Consider the following 15,188-nt stretch of genomic DNA (forward strand, 5'->3'; position numbering starts at 1 on the left):
CCCTTTAGTTGTAATATTTTCGAAAGACTTCGTTAATGCGTGCAGGGGTCAACTGACTGGTATCTTCATTTTGTGCGATCTCCATTAACTCATCTACTGCAAACAAGTTCAACCCCATTTTAAGTCCTAATTCCTTACAAAATCGAATTTCCTCCGGGTGTACCTCTTTGTCAATGGTCATTACAATAACGAGCCGATGGAAAAGGGGTATAATTTGGCTCTCCAGGTCAGGGAGCGCTCTTTTTTCAACGCCCCCTTCTTGTATGTCCTTATAAAGCGCTGCCAGTTCATCGTCATCTATGCCAATGCTTTCAGCCACTTTTTCAATATAAATCTGTTCTATAGGCCTGTTTTGATTATCGACTAATGATAACTCAATAAGATCACGCAAATGTGAAAATTTGGCTTTTCTGGATAAATCCATTATCCTTCGATCGCTTTGACTCCGGGCAATTCTTTTCCTTCCATATATTCCAACAATGCGCCGCCTCCGGTGGATACGTAAGATACTTTGTCTCCATAACCTAAGTTATTCACCGCCGCGGCCGAGTCACCACCGCCAATTAATGAAAAACCACCTTCATTTGTAGCATTTACCACAGCTTCGGCGATCGCCTCTGTACCCTGGGCAAAAGAGCTCATCTCAAATACACCCATTGGACCGTTCCATAAAATGGTTCTTGAAGCTTTAATTGTTTTAGAAAATACCTCTCTTGCCTGAGGCCCTATGTCCAGGCCCATCCATCCATTAGGAATGCTTGTGTTGGGTTTTATGTCTTTATTAGCTTCATTGTCAAATGCGTCAGCTACTACAGAGTCAAAAGGCAATAACAGGTCAACATTCTTATCTTTGGCTTTTTGAATGAGCGATTTCGCGAGATCAAGTTTGTCTTCTTCCAAAAGAGACGAACCGATTTCACCCCCCATAGCTTTGAAAAAGGTATACGACATTCCGCCACCAATGATCAAGTTATCCACTTTGTCAAGGAGTTGTTCTATGATGAGGATCTTATCGGATATTTTGGCCCCACCCATAATGGCTGTGAACGGTCGTTCTGCTTCATCCAGTACTTTTTCGGCATTATTTAGTTCTGCGGCCATGACATATCCGCACGCCTTTTCATCAAAATATTGAGCCACAATACTGGTGGATGCATGAGCCCGGTGTGCTGTGCCAAAAGCATCATTAACGTAGATGTCTCCGTGTTTAGACAGCGCTTTTGCAAAACCTTCATCCCCTTTGGTTTCTTCGGGATGGAATCTGAGGTTTTCTAATAGAAGCACCTGGCCAGGCTGTAAATTGGCCGAAAGACTGTCAGCCTCAACTCCTATACAGTCTGTAGCAAATTGGACTTCTGTGCCAAACCTACCTGTAAGGTCATTTACCAGGTGTTTTAAAGAAAACTTTTCCTCGGCCCCGCTTTTCGGCCGCCCTAAGTGGGACATCAAAACAACAGAGCCGTTATCGGCAAGGATCTTCTTAATAGTAGGCACGGCAGCTTTGATACGCGTGTCATCAGTAATCTCAAAGTTGGCATTCAATGGAACGTTAAAATCCACTCGGATCAACGCTCTTTTGCCAGCAAAATTTATATCGTCAATGGTTCTCATTTATATGTTATTTTGAAGTAACTAATATCCCAAAATTAATGGTATCGACTAGGGATAAAAGCGTAATTTTTCTAAGCAAACGTTTGAAATTTTTAAGTTGTTTAAGAAATCCTTTACCAGTGGCTAAAAAATAACTTTACATTGTAAATAATCCGACTCCTGATAAATGGTTATCTTATTTATTTTGCTGCCGCTCTTCTGAGTCTGTCGTTTATAGCACGTCCCAACCCATGATCGGGTACAGATTCGGTGAGGATGATATCTACATCGAATGAATCCATTCTGCGTAGTATGGAAAATAAGTTTTTTGCAGCCGTTTCCAGTTTTCCATCCGGTGCCAGTTGCAGTTGATGATCAGCCGGGATGTCATCAAAGAAAGTATTAAATGAGATAATCCCAATGCGCTGTTTATCTTCTCTTTTTTTTAGTTCAGCTACTATTATTCCAAGCTTTAAAGGTTTTACAGGCGCATAATGACTTTTTAGCATTCCCGGTGCCTTCGGGTCAGAAGTGGAATGTGCTGCAATTTGTACCCGACCGATACAACTTTCTATTTTTTCCACACTACAACCACCAAGTCTGTAAACAGTAGCCACTTCCTCTTCAAAACCTATGATAGTAGATTCAATCCCTATTTGACAAGGTCCGCCATCCATTATGTAAGCTATTTTACCGTTAAGTTGGTCCTTCACATGTTTCGCAGTGGTAGGGCTCACGTACCCGAATGGATTAGCACTTGGCGCCACTAAGGGGAAATCTAATGCAGCCAATAGTTCTAATGTCAACGGTTGGTTAGGTACCCTCACAGCTACCGTATCCATACCGGAAGTGACTAAATCAGCGATGTTGTTTTTCTTTTTGAGCAAAAGCGTAATTGGGCCAGGCCAGAACCTTTCAGCCAATATTCTTGCATTTTCAGGAATAGCTTCTACAAGATGTTCTGCAGCTTCAAGTGAGTGTGTATGGACAATCAAAGGATCGAATGAAGGGCGCCGCTTGACCTTGAATACCTGGGTAATAGCTTCAATATTAAAAGCATTGCCTGCTAATCCATAGACGGTTTCCGTGGGCAATGCCACAAGGCTCCCATTTTCCAGTAAATGTTTGGCGTGGTCAATGTCCTGGCCGGAGTTTGTCATATTGCTTTTATAAATCTATCGTTTTCTTCCAAATCTGGTAATAAATTACATGGCTGTCTTATGCCCTAATTGCGAGTTTTAATTGAGCCAAATCAGTAATACCTTAGTGTAACAAAGCATGAAACAATCTTCATGGTTTTTTAGTGTTATCACAGTTAATTTTAAGGTTGATCAGGGTTTCGTCACAGCGAAACCCTATCTTTTTTTAAGCCTTACCAGCCATTCTTTGAATAGATTCGTTATGGTCAATGTAGGAATCTAAATGATCTAAAGATATCCAATGCAGGTTTTTTGATTCAGAACTTACATGGAGTTGCTCATTATCATCAGCTTTGAAAAGAAAGCGGACATCATAGTGCAGATGCTCAGGTTCATCCTTCCTGGCAGGAATAGTATGAATATCTATATCAAAAATAGCTGATGATATTAATTTCAGGCTTTTAAGACCGGATTCTTCCTGTGCTTCACGTGAAGCGACGTTCAATACATTAGGATCGCCATCCGCATGCCCTCCTAATTGCAGCCACCTGTCCAGTTTTTTATGATGAGTAAGAAGCGCTCTTGAACGGTCTTTATTCACAACCCACGCAGAACCAGTAATATGACCTATAGCCAGTGACCGTTCGAAACAATCACCATATGTTTTTATAAAAAGAAAGAAATCTTCTTTGAATTGGACTTCTTTAGGGTTTTCAGGAAGGTATGCCTCCAGTTTCTGGAGTAGGTCGTTTCTGTGCACTACTCAATAACAATATTCACCTTGTTAAGCTTACCTTCTTCCAGCTTATCGGTCTGTACTCCGGCGCCGATATTATTTTTGTCGCCTTTACTTGCGTTAACGTAGTATACCTTAGCATCTAATTCTTTGAACTTTACCTGACCCTTCTTATCGGTATAACTCACCTCTGAAACAGCATTGACTTCATTTCGATAATCCTCTTCGCTGGGGTAGAGCTGCACCGAAGCGCCTTCTACAATATTTCCTAATTCATCAATAACAGTGATTTTTAATGATGTTTTTAATAACTGGAAGCTACTCATGGCAATGAACACCATTACCACAGATAAATAGATCAATAATTTCTTTTTCATATTTTTTGGATAATAGCCTTGTATGAATATACATCATCCCAAACGAATTCGAAAACGATGTTGTTATTGGCAATGAAAAATTTTGTTTTACCTGGGATTCTCGAGATGTTCTACCAGTTTGTCTGTGATCCCTGAAGTAGAAAACCCTCCGTCATGCATTAGGTTTTGCATCGTTACCATTCGTGTATAATCCGAGAACATCATGACAATATAATTAGCACAATCTTCCGCACTTGCATTACCTAAAGGCGAAAGCTTGTCAGCGTAGTCAATGAACACATCAAAGCCCGTAACCCCACTACCTGCTGTGGTCATGGTGGGTGATTGGGATATAGTATTGACGCGCACTTTCTTGAGTTGGGCAAACCTGGACCCATAACTTCTTGCAATGGATTCCAGCACTGCTTTAGCTTGCGCCATATCTGAATAGTCAGGGAATGTTAGTTGTGCTGCTATATAGCTTAAGGCCAGAATAGACCCCCACTCATTCATAGCGTCAGTTTTTTCAGCGACTTGAAGTACTTTATGAAAGGACAATCCGGATATGTCCAGCGTCTTTAAAAACCAGTCATAATTCAAGTCACCATAATCTTTGCCTTTGCGGACATTTGGACTCATACCGATAGAATGCAATACAAAATCGAGCTTGCCTCCCAGTTTTTCCTGAGATTTTTCAAAAAGATGAGTCAGGTCTTCCAAAGAAGTTGCATCGGCCGGTATTACTTCAGTATTACACTTTTCTGCCAATTCACTAATGGCCCCCATTCTGAGTGCAATAGGAGCGTTGGTGAGTATAAATTCAGCGCCTTCTTCGTGAGCTTTTAATGCTGTTTTCCATGCAATGGAATTTTCATCCAATGCACCGAAAATAATTCCTTTCTTTCCTTTTAAAATAGAATGACCCATGGATAGTATTTTGTTTTTCAGGCTGCAATAATACAAATAATTTAACCTCGAGAGGATTTTAACCGCCAGCTTTTAGTCCCTTTCCGGCAAGGTTCCGAATAAATTCTGAAAAACGGTAAAGCAAATATGCCAATGAAGTTTCAAAGCGGATCAATGCTAAAAAGATCACTTACTTTTCCTTTACTGCATTTTGCCAACTTACAGATATGGATTGTCTGTTTTTTTGCCTCACCATTGCCCATTCGACATTTATAAAGTGGTGTCAAGGCTCGGAAAATAAAAACCTATATTAACGTTTAACGCACAATGTTCAATATTGAAATGTTTTAGTCTATTTGAGCTGCATATTTTTCACTAAGAGCCGTTCGGATACTTACCGGAACCAACTCCTAAAGCTATTCACTCATCATTATACGTATTGTTACCGGTGGATATTCGACAAGCGGTTACTTATAAATTCTTGCTAACAAGAAGAAAAGGGTGGGATCAGTTCATCTGCACGTGCCGTGGTAAGGTTGATTTCACTGTAACCATTAAAAGTCGGTAGTATTCGTGCTTCTTCAATGTTTCATTTGGTTTCAATTTGTGATAGTTTGTTAAATCTTTGATTATCAGTTATTTGAACTATTTTAAAACAAGCAGCGAAAGGCGATATTAAGGCATAGTGGATAATATTAACTGTAAGTGCGGCTGAATTCTGGTTTTATAAAGTCGTTTTACTGTTAAAATGGTGGCTGACTATACTAATTATAAATGATATGCTAAATATTTCTATAATTTTGGAATTCAATGAACGAAAGGCCTATAGGAATTTTTGATAGTGGCATCGGGGGATTAACCGTGGCTCAAGCGATAAGAAGACGATTACCCTCCGAATCAATGATCTATTTTGGAGATACGGCACATTTGCCCTACGGTGATAAGTCTGAAGCCGCTGTTCAGGCGTATTCGATTAAGATCACGGATGTTTTGTTGAACAAAGGGTGCAAAGTAATTGTCATTGCTTGTAATTCGGCCAGCTCAGCGGCTTATGAGCTTCTTAAAGCGTATGCCGGCAAGCGTGCCAAGATTATTAATGTTATTGATCCTATGGTAGAAGTGGTATCCGGACGGTATAGAAAAAATAAAATAGGTCTTATAGGTACTAAAAGGACGGTAAGTTCCGGGGTATATTTAAAGAAGATCAAGGATCTGAATAACAACATAGACCTTAAAAGCCTGGCGACACCATTGCTGGTGCCTATGATCGAAGAAGGTTTTTTCAATCAAAAGATCAGCCATGATATTATTGAAAATTATCTTACACAAAAGGACCTTCAAAGTATTAAAGCCCTCATATTGGGCTGTACACACTATCCCTTGATCAAGGAAGAAATAAGTGCCTTTTACAAGGAAGACGTGGAAGTACTTGATTCCTCTGAGGTTACCGCCAACTATGTTTACGAATACTTAGTAAGCCATAACTGGTTGAGTTCGGCAAATGAGCCTACCGACGAGTTTTTAGTTTCGGATTATACCGACTCTTTTGAGGCGTCGACCAAATTGTTTTTTGAACATCAGGTTCATTTGGAGCATTATCCATTGTGGGAGTAACGAATTTTAATTTGGTAGAACAGCCGGCAGGCAGTAATTTCAATGTTGAAATGCCGATAGTACTTCATAAATGAACTGAACTATACATGTCTACACTTTTTTTCTTTTTACCCTTATTAGTTGTGTTCACAGTGGTGGCGGTTTATGCTGAACGAAAATTATCAGCTTTTATTCAGGACCGTTATGGGCCAATGGAAGTGGGGTATTTTGGCATGCTACAAACCATAGCCGATTTACTTAAGCTTATACAAAAAGAAGACATTGTACCTGCGGCAGCCTCACGTAAGATGTTTTTAGTGGCGCCTTTCATTATATTTTCTGCAGTGTTTCTGGGTTTTTCCGTGCTACCGGTAACGTCAGATTGGTCAGGAGCATCCATCAGCACGGGAGTATTTTTTCTATTGGCCATAATTTCAGTTGATGTAATTGGCATTATCATGGCCGGATGGGCATCAAATAATAAGTATGCAATTTTGGGCGCAGTCCGGTCAGCGGCTCAAATAATTTCGTATGAAATCCCACTTACCTTGAGTGTAGTCTGTGTTTTAGTCGTCACACAAACATTGGATCTTCAAAACATATCATATCAGCAGGGCATTTTGGTCTCTTTGGCAGATCCCGATCATAAAGTCTACCTTTTTGGAGTAAAAGCTCTGGGATGGGACGTTACAGATGTTGGTGGCATTTTGAGCTGGAATATAGTGCAAGTACCTTTTTTGATACCGGTCTGGATCATTTTTTTTATTGCTACCCTTGCAGAAGGTAACCGGGCTCCGTTTGACCTGCCTGAGGCAGAGTCAGAGCTGGTATCAGGCTTTCATACAGAGTATTCCGGATTCCGTTGGGCAATCATTATGTTGTCGGAGTATGGGATGATGTTATTAACAAGTGTACTGGGGGTAGTGCTCTTTTTTGGAAGTTGGAATACGCCTTTGCCTAATGTCGGATCATTGGTCTTAGCAGAATGGACTACAGGCCTTCCGGGTACATCACTTGGTAATTTCTGGACTGCTTTCTGGCTTATCTCAAAATCCTTGATGATCGTAACCCTTCAAATGTGGGTACGATGGACCTACCCCCGAGTGCGACTGGATCAACTAATGACTCTTGGTTGGAAATACCTCACACCTATTGCGCTAATCCTATTATTTATTTGTTCTGCATGGAGATTACTGATGATTTAGCTATTTTATGCTTATATTTTGACGAAGGTTCTTAAAATATCTTTATTTATCTATCTGGCATGGGCTGGCCATACTCTTTGGGCAAATTCATGGCCTGTGTTGGACAGCCTTAACAATGCCTTCCATAATGCCACCACTGATTCCGGCCGAATAGCGGTATTATTTAATGTGCTTGAAAGCTTGAATTACGATAATGTAGATACTTCATTGTTGATATCAGAAAAGCTAGAGGAATTGGCGCAGAGGCAATCTGATACAGTGTCATTAATAAAGATCGCCTCACAGATTGCACGTCTTAACCTGGTACAGGGAGGCTACAGAGAGGCACTCAAATCAGATCAACAGGTCTATACCTATGCTGCGGCCATAAATGATACAAAGAATGCAGCTGAAGCATTGAATAGAATGGGCGAGGCATATCTTGGGCTTGGGTTATTCAATGATGCCTACATTAATTACCAGGCAGCTATAGAAAAATCTGAGGAGATTCATGACAGCTTAATGATCGCCATCGCCACTTATAATCTTGGCAGGCTATTTAAAGCGACAGATCAGTGGACAGAAGCCCTTCGATACATTCGGCGATCTATGGCGCTCAGTGAACAGATTGACGATAAACTTGGAGAGGCTTATTCGCTACACGATTTATCGGAGATTTACCTTGAACAAGGAGATACCAGCAAGATGCTTGAGTCTTTGCAGACGGCGCTCAGCGTTGCCGAAGAAGCTGACGATAACATTATTAAACCACAAATACTGACTAAAACAGCGGAGTTTTATTGTATTAAAAATGAGCTTTTAAGAGCCCTGGACCATTACAATATGGCCTTCAACATTTATAAAAACCAATCCAATATCACAGCCATGGCTTCAGTAAATCTCGGACGTGCGAAAATTGCGATGCGATCCGGGCAAAATCAAAAAGCCAGAAACTATTATGAAGGAGCACTAGAGGTAGCTAAAACCTATACCGATGTGAAATTATTGATGAATGCTTATGATGGATTAGCTACTTTTTACGAGCGGCAGGGTGATTTTAGGCAATCCCTTGATCTGTTTCGTAAAAGTCAATTTATTGAGGATAGTATGCGTTTGACAAATAGAAATGAAGCATTTGCCAATACCCAAATGGAATACCAGATGGCTAAAAAGGACAGGGCCATTCAGGCGCTTAATCAACAGGAGCAAGAGCGCCAATTACAACTCAAAAATGAAGAATTCCTGCGCAATGTTCTGGTCATCATATTAGCGTTTGTCGGATTATTGTTGATTACGCTCTATACCAATAATGTAAAAAGAAGGCATGCCAATCAAATACTGGTGAAGCACCAAAAGGAAATTGAAGATAAGAGCCATCAATTGGAAAAACTTTTATCAATGAAAGACAAGTTCTTTTCCATTGTTTCTCATGACTTGCGATCACCGATTAATGCACTGACCGGTCTGCTGGATATGCTGGATAAGGACAATCTGACACATGAGGAGTTGGTGAATGTGACTAAACCCCTTAAGAAAAGATTAAGCAGTACAAGTAAAATGTTAGATAACCTGCTTGACTGGGCCATGATGGAAATGGACGAAATAAAAATTCATGAGCAGGCAATTTCACTTATTGAAGTAGTGCAGGAAAACTTTGCTTTCTTTCATGAATCAAATCAAAAGAACATCCAATTTCTGCATAATCTGCCGGATGACATTATGCTAAGTGGTGATAAGAATATGTTAGACCTTATCATACGCAATCTCATTTCAAATGCCATTAAATTTAGTGTAGAGGGCGGAGAAATACGTATTGATGCAGATAACGCAGATGAAAAGATGGTCACCATTTCTATTCAGGATAATGGTGTAGGGATGAACAAAGACCAGTTAGACAGGTTGTTCGATTCCAAAATATTATACACTACCCGTGGCACTGCCAATGAACGAGGTACGGGGCTGGGACTGAAGCTGTGTAAGGAATTTGTTGAAAAAATGGGAGGAAAAATTTGGGTAGAAAGTAAGGAAGGAATGGGAAGTACGTTTAAATTCACGGTAAAGAGGTCTGATCTTCCTGATGAGGGAGGAGAAATGGACGACATCTTACCAGGGATATGAAGCACAACTATTTCAAAAATATAAAGGAAGCGGCTGTTACACTCTCCAAAGGTTTGAAGCTTACCTTGAGGCATATGATTGACGCACGACATGTGTCAAAGACCGTTTCAGTGAGCGATGAACAATACTTCGAAGAATTTGACAAGGGAATAGCCACGCTGCAATACCCCCATGATACCATACCTGTACCGGACAATGGACGTTACAGACTCCATAACGAGATTGATGATTGCATCGTCTGTGATAAATGTGCCAAGGTATGTCCTGTAGATTGTATTGATATAGAAGGTATCAAGGCAACCGAAGTAATAGGAAAAACATCAGACGGCACATCGAAAAGGATTCATGCCGCTAAGTTTGATATTGACATGGCAAAATGTTGCTTTTGCGGTTTGTGCACCACAGTTTGCCCCACGGAATGCCTCACGATGACCAAGGCATATGATTTTAGCGAGTTTGATTTTAAAGATCATACTTATTCGTTTGCTACCATGACGCCACTGGAAATATTGGAGAAAAGGAAAATGTTGGAAGAGGCTGAAAAAAACAAAGCGTCTGCAGTTTCTGGTAGCGAAATTAAAAAAGTGACCAAGCCACAAGGAACTTCTGCTGAATCTCAGAAAGAAGAAAATAGATCGAAACCAGTCTTCAAACCCAAAATAAAGTTACCTTCTAAACCGATAGTCAAACCGGCCATACCTGGTGATCCGGCTCAAAGTAACGCGAAGAAAAATAAACCAAAGCAGGTAAAGCCTAAGATAAAAGGTATGGCAAAACCGGTGATCAAGCCGAAATCCGGGACTCCTTCTTCTGAGGAGACCAAACCTAAAATGAAGCCTGTGATCAAACCAAAAGCTGCTTCAGAAGAAAAGCAAGTGCCAAAAAAAATAAAACCGGTCGTCAGGAGAAAAAAGGAAGAGGATGACTGAATACTTTTTTTATTTCTTTGGTGGGATGGCGTTGCTATCGGCCGGATTCATTCTTTTTACCCGTCATATTTTACACGCGGCCTTTGCACTGGTATTAACTTTTCTATGTGTAACAGCTTTGTACATATTGGCTAATGCCGAATTTGTGGCAGTCACTCAAATCATGATTTATATAGGAGGGATCATTGTGCTGGTAATATTTGGCGTTATGCTCACCAATGAAATGTCAGGAAAAAACAATGAAAGTAGCGCTGTAAATAGATTCACCGGAGGCGCTTTAGCTTTGGGGTTGGCTTCGCTATTATGTTACGGCATCATGCGCATGAACCTGGGTTTACTGAAAGAAGCCAGTGATCCGGATCAGGTCCAAAGACTAGGAGAAAGTTTATTGACAGATTTTGTATTACCATTTGAAGTTGCTGCTATTTTACTACTTATGGCTCTTATTGGTGCTGCAGTGATTGCTTCTGATAAACTGAAAAAAGACCAGGAATGATCCCTCTAGAACACTTTTACTTTATCAGTGCCATACTTTTTGCGCTGGGTTTAGCTATAGTGGTTACGCGCAGGAACGCAATTTTTGTTTTAATGGGGGTAGAGCTTATGTTAAATGCGGCTAACATTAATTTTGTAGCGATCAGTCATGGGGGTAAATTGGAGGGTCAGCTTTTTGCATTGTTTGTAATTGTGGTTGCGGCAGCCGAAGCGGCAGTAGGGCTGGCGATCATTCTTGCAGTTTACCGCCGTTTTAAGACGATCAACCTGGATAAAGTAAATGAAATAACCGATTAATGCTGGCATATTCCCCGTTATATCTCCCATGGACCAGCGTAACGCTACTTTCGGTTGTCATTCTGGTATTACCTTTTACCTCATTTCTATTGAATACGCTGGTCACAAACAGGTATGCGCGGCAAGCTTCTATTGCTTCATGTTTTTTTATGGTCTTGTCCTCCTTTATCAGCGTCGTTATTTTACTCGACGTAATGAAGGGAGTACCTCATCACAGCAGATTCATATGGTTTAGCGCAGGTACTATAGATTTTACAGCGGGCCTTTTAGCAGGTACAGCAGCCATGTTATTGACTGTTACCGTTAATGTTGTTTCACTTTTGGTGCATCTCTATTCGCTTGTCTACATGAGAGATGATGAGGGGTATAAACGCTACTATTCATTTTTAGGGCTTTTTACATTTTCAATGCTGGGGATTGTCTTAGCTGATAACCTGCTGATCATTTTTATGTTTTGGGAACTGGTAGGGCTTTCTTCGTATTTACTCATAGGTCACTGGTATACGAAAGAAGCGGCGGCAAGAGCGGCCAGGAAAGCGTTTATAGTCAACAGGATAGGGGATGCCGGATTTATTATCGGTATGTCCGTATTATGGATGCAGTTTCAAACGCTGGACATTGAAATGCTCAAAGTGGCTATGGGTCAATCTTACGTCAATGATGGTCTGTGGATAACGGGCCTGGGGCATACACTTGAATTAAAATGGTTGACATTGATGGGCCTGGGCCTCTTTTTGGGAGCAGTTGGCAAATCAGCACAATTTCCGTTGCAAGTATGGCTTCCGGATGCTATGGAAGGTCCTACACCGGTATCAGCATTGATCCATGCGGCTACCATGGTGGCAGCGGGTGTTTTTTTTATGGGGCGAGTATTTGTATTACTTAATGTTGAAGTGCTTAGTGTTATTGCTATTATAGGCAGTATTACAGCTTTTATGGGTGCTGTAGCTGCTTTGGCACAACATGATATTAAAAAGGTATTGGCTTACTCCACCATCTCTCAATTAGGCTACATGTTCATAGGTGTGGGTACCGGGGCAATGGATCTGGCGCTGTTTCACCTGTTTACTCATGCTTTTTTCAAGGCTGCATTGTTTCTTGCGGCAGGTTCGGTGATTTTCGGATTACATGAACTTGCACATCAAAAAAAACTTTCTTTCGATACACAGGACATGCGAAATATGGGTGGACTTCGATCTAAAATGCCATTGACTTTTGCAATATATAGCATCAGTACGCTGGCTTTGATGGGAGTACCAATGTTTTCAGGGTTTCTTTCCAAGGATGCATTACTTTCAGCTTCAGTAGGTTGGGCAATGACCCTTTCGGAATCAGGGATGGTATGGTCGTATATTGTACCTATTTTAGCTTTTTTGACTGTAGCATTGACCGCTTTTTACATGATTCGTCAGGTATTGCTGGTATTCTTTGGACGATTCAGGGCAGCTGAGAAAATGGAAGGCATTATGGAGTCACCGATGTTAATAAAGGTCCCACTGATAATTCTGGCGGTTATGAGTATCGGATTTGTCTGGTCTTTAAATCCTTTTGATTATAATACGAGTTGGTTTTTAGATGTGATATCTGTACCTGACATGGTGACTCCGGGGGTAGACCTGGCCATAAAATTTGAAATAGTAAAAGCTTCAGGACAATATCATATATTGGTAAGTGTTGCTTCGGTTTTACTTGTTATTTTGGGCGGAGCATTGGCCTGGTATCGGTTTAAACCAAATACTTCCTACTTAGCAGAATACCTATCTGATAAGGCCTCTTCCCCGATGAGTAGATTATCTTTGAATAACTGGTATCTCGATGAAGCGTATCAACGTGTTATCGTGCTCCCTGTTAATCTTATATCCCGGTCAGCTTCCAGAGTAGAAACAAATGTTATTGATCGCGCGGTCAATGTAGTTGGTATCGTCAACGTGCTTATTGCTTATATCATTGGCTGGCTGGATAGAAATATAATTGATGGAATTATTAATTTTTCTGTTTTCTTTGTGGATAAGGTTGGAGTAATAGCAAAATCCTTTCAACGCGGAAAAATTCATGGTTATATCATACTATCCGTGTTATGTATTTTACTGATCATACTCCTAATCCTGTAAAATTTCGATGCTCCAAGACCACCTTTTATCCTATTTAATATTTTTACCACTTTTTGCAGCGTTGGGTGTGGCAGTATTGCCCAAAAAACTTCATAGCTATTCAAGGCAAATTGCGCTAGCTGTAAGCATCTTACAATTGATACTGATCGCATTTCTTTACCTGAATTTTGATGCTGGACAAAAAGACTATTTGACTACTTCTTTCCAATTTACCGAACGTGTTAATTGGATTACGCTGGATTTACAGGGGTTAGGCAAACTGTCAGCGGAATACTTTGTAGGCATTGACGGACTTAACGTTACACTTGTACTCCTCTCGGTGCTCATTTTACTCATTGGTGTTATAGCCTCATGGAATATCCAGGATAGGGTAAAAGGCTACTTCAGTTTATATCTACTGCTGAATGCATCTATCATAGGTTGCTTTGTAGCCCTTGATTTTTTGCTTTTTTACCTGTTCTTTGAGTTTATGTTGCTGCCCATGTATTTCCTGATAGGTCTATGGGGCGGTGCCAGAAGAGAGTATGCTTCCATTAAGTTTTTTCTATACACCCTTTTAGGCTCTATGCTGATCCTGGTGGTGATGATCGGTTTATACCTGTCTGTTATTGACCCTGCAGCGACAGCTGTCCAGATCGGATTGTCAAATGCTGGTACCCCGGTTTCTATGGAAGTGATTGCAAAGGTACAAGAGATGTTAAAAGCCGGCGCTATTCCTGAAGCACAACTGGTAAAAACATTCAACCTGATATACATGACAGATACGGCAAATCTGATACCTGCATCAGTTATGGATACAGACGTGACACGTCTCCTAATGGGCAGTCCTGCACGACTTGTGGCATTCCTTTTTCTTTTTGTAGGTTTTGCCATCAAAGTGCCTGTAGTACCCGTACATACCTGGCTTCCGGATGCCCACGTGGAAGCTCCCACCCCGATATCTGTCATTTTAGCAGGGATCTTACTTAAAATTGGCGCATATGGTTTGCTAAGAATCGCTTTTTTGATTTTTCCCGACGGTGCATTTCATTACTCCTGGTGGCTTGGATTTTTTGGTGTGCTGTCCATTCTGTACGGAGCACTCAATGCACTATCCAGCAAAGACCTGAAAAGGCTTATCGCCTACTCGTCTATTTCACACATGGGATTCGTGTTGCTGGGAATGGCATCGCTTACCGCCGAAGGTGTTAGTGGCGCTGTATATCAAATGGTAAGTCACGGCGTAATTTCCGCAGCATTATTCCTGATTGTAGGCGTATTGTATGATCGTACCCATGACAGGATGATAGAAAATCATTCCGGATTAATATCAAAAATGCCCCAATACGGAGTAGTAGTGGTCATATTCTTTTTTGCTTCTATGGGACTACCTGGTTTTTCAGGTTTTATTGCTGAGATATTAGTGTTGCTAGGTGCTTTCAGCGCTTCCGGATATCCGGGGATGCTACCTAAATGGATGGCTATGTTGGCAACACTGGGCTTGATCTTAAGTGCAGCCTATTACCTTTGGACCATCCAACGTATGTTCTTTGGCCAATTCCATATTAAGAAATATCAGGGCGTACTGAATGACCTCACTTCACGTGAGATATTGATGTTTGTCCCATTAATACTTTTGGCTTTACTTTTAGGTATAATTCCCGCTTCCATACTGGATATGATCAATGAGTCAGTGAACCTTTTTGTTGTGACCATTTTGGAGCAAGGAGAACAAAACTTACAAATACCCTGACC

Annotated in this window: 14 protein-coding genes; 8 read left to right on the forward strand and 6 right to left on the reverse strand. The window is 40.8% G+C overall.

Going from position 1 to position 15,188, the window contains the following annotated elements:
- Positions 1-4 precede the first annotated feature (4 nt).
- From FNH22_RS17010 to FNH22_RS17035, 6 genes are all read right to left on the reverse strand, one after another.
- A complete protein-coding gene (locus tag FNH22_RS17010) occupies positions 5-424 on the reverse strand; it encodes a hypothetical protein (RefSeq protein ID WP_143399629.1) in 420 nt (139 codons plus the stop codon).
- Positions 424-1,611, reverse strand: coding sequence for a phosphoglycerate kinase (gene pgk / locus FNH22_RS17015; protein WP_143399630.1), 1,188 nt, complete (start codon positions 1,609-1,611; stop codon positions 424-426). The genes FNH22_RS17010 and pgk overlap by 1 nt, the downstream gene beginning before the upstream one ends.
- A gap of 179 nt (positions 1,612-1,790) precedes the next feature.
- Positions 1,791-2,750, reverse strand: a complete 960-nt coding sequence (locus tag FNH22_RS17020; protein ID WP_143399631.1) for an L-threonylcarbamoyladenylate synthase — start codon at positions 2,748-2,750, stop codon at positions 1,791-1,793.
- 205 nt (positions 2,751-2,955) lie between these two features.
- Complete coding sequence (locus tag FNH22_RS17025) at positions 2,956-3,489, reverse strand: NUDIX hydrolase (protein ID WP_143399632.1); 534 nt, start codon at positions 3,487-3,489, stop codon at positions 2,956-2,958.
- Complete coding sequence (locus FNH22_RS17030) at positions 3,489-3,842, reverse strand: carboxypeptidase-like regulatory domain-containing protein (RefSeq protein WP_255518079.1); 354 nt, start codon at positions 3,840-3,842, stop codon at positions 3,489-3,491. Before FNH22_RS17030 ends, FNH22_RS17025 begins: the two co-directional genes overlap by 1 nt.
- An 87-nt stretch (positions 3,843-3,929) precedes the next feature.
- A complete protein-coding gene (locus tag FNH22_RS17035) occupies positions 3,930-4,748 on the reverse strand; it encodes an enoyl-ACP reductase (RefSeq protein WP_143399634.1) in 819 nt (272 codons plus the stop codon).
- Between the two features lie 789 nt (positions 4,749-5,537).
- Here FNH22_RS17035 and murI point away from each other — a divergent pair.
- From murI to FNH22_RS17075, 8 genes are all read left to right on the forward strand, one after another.
- Entirely contained in the window at positions 5,538-6,341 is an 804-nt protein-coding gene (gene murI, locus FNH22_RS17040; RefSeq protein WP_143399635.1) for a glutamate racemase, read from the forward strand.
- An 86-nt stretch (positions 6,342-6,427) separates the two neighbouring features.
- Entirely contained in the window at positions 6,428-7,525 is a 1,098-nt protein-coding gene (locus FNH22_RS17045; RefSeq protein ID WP_143399636.1) for a complex I subunit 1 family protein, read from the forward strand.
- Between the two features lie 18 nt (positions 7,526-7,543).
- Positions 7,544-9,622 (forward strand): tetratricopeptide repeat protein, encoded by a 2,079-nt coding sequence (locus FNH22_RS17050; RefSeq protein WP_143399637.1) that lies wholly within the window; start codon positions 7,544-7,546, stop codon positions 9,620-9,622.
- On the forward strand, positions 9,619-10,551 hold the full coding sequence (locus FNH22_RS17055) for a 4Fe-4S binding protein (RefSeq protein WP_143399638.1): 933 nt from the start codon (positions 9,619-9,621) through the stop codon (positions 10,549-10,551). Before FNH22_RS17050 ends, FNH22_RS17055 begins: the two co-directional genes overlap by 4 nt.
- Positions 10,544-11,047: an NADH-quinone oxidoreductase subunit J gene (locus FNH22_RS17060; RefSeq protein WP_143399639.1), complete on the forward strand. Its 504-nt coding sequence runs from the start codon at positions 10,544-10,546 to the stop codon at positions 11,045-11,047. The genes FNH22_RS17055 and FNH22_RS17060 overlap by 8 nt, the downstream gene beginning before the upstream one ends.
- Positions 11,044-11,343 (forward strand): NADH-quinone oxidoreductase subunit NuoK, encoded by a 300-nt coding sequence (gene nuoK, locus FNH22_RS17065; RefSeq protein WP_143399640.1) that lies wholly within the window; start codon positions 11,044-11,046, stop codon positions 11,341-11,343. The genes FNH22_RS17060 and nuoK overlap by 4 nt, the downstream gene beginning before the upstream one ends.
- The gene (gene nuoL, locus FNH22_RS17070) at positions 11,343-13,454 is read left to right on the forward strand and encodes an NADH-quinone oxidoreductase subunit L (RefSeq protein WP_143399641.1); all 2,112 of its coding nucleotides are present in this window, start codon (positions 11,343-11,345) and stop codon (positions 13,452-13,454) included. The genes nuoK and nuoL overlap by 1 nt, the downstream gene beginning before the upstream one ends.
- Positions 13,455-13,461: 7 nt before the next feature.
- The gene (locus tag FNH22_RS17075) at positions 13,462-15,186 is read left to right on the forward strand and encodes a NuoM family protein (protein ID WP_143399642.1); all 1,725 of its coding nucleotides are present in this window, start codon (positions 13,462-13,464) and stop codon (positions 15,184-15,186) included.
- The last annotated feature ends 2 nt before the right edge of the window (positions 15,187-15,188 follow it).

Origin of the sequence: Fulvivirga sp. M361, from assembly GCF_007097395.1 — a bacterium.
Lineage (GTDB): Bacteria > Bacteroidota > Bacteroidia > Cytophagales > Cyclobacteriaceae > Fulvivirga.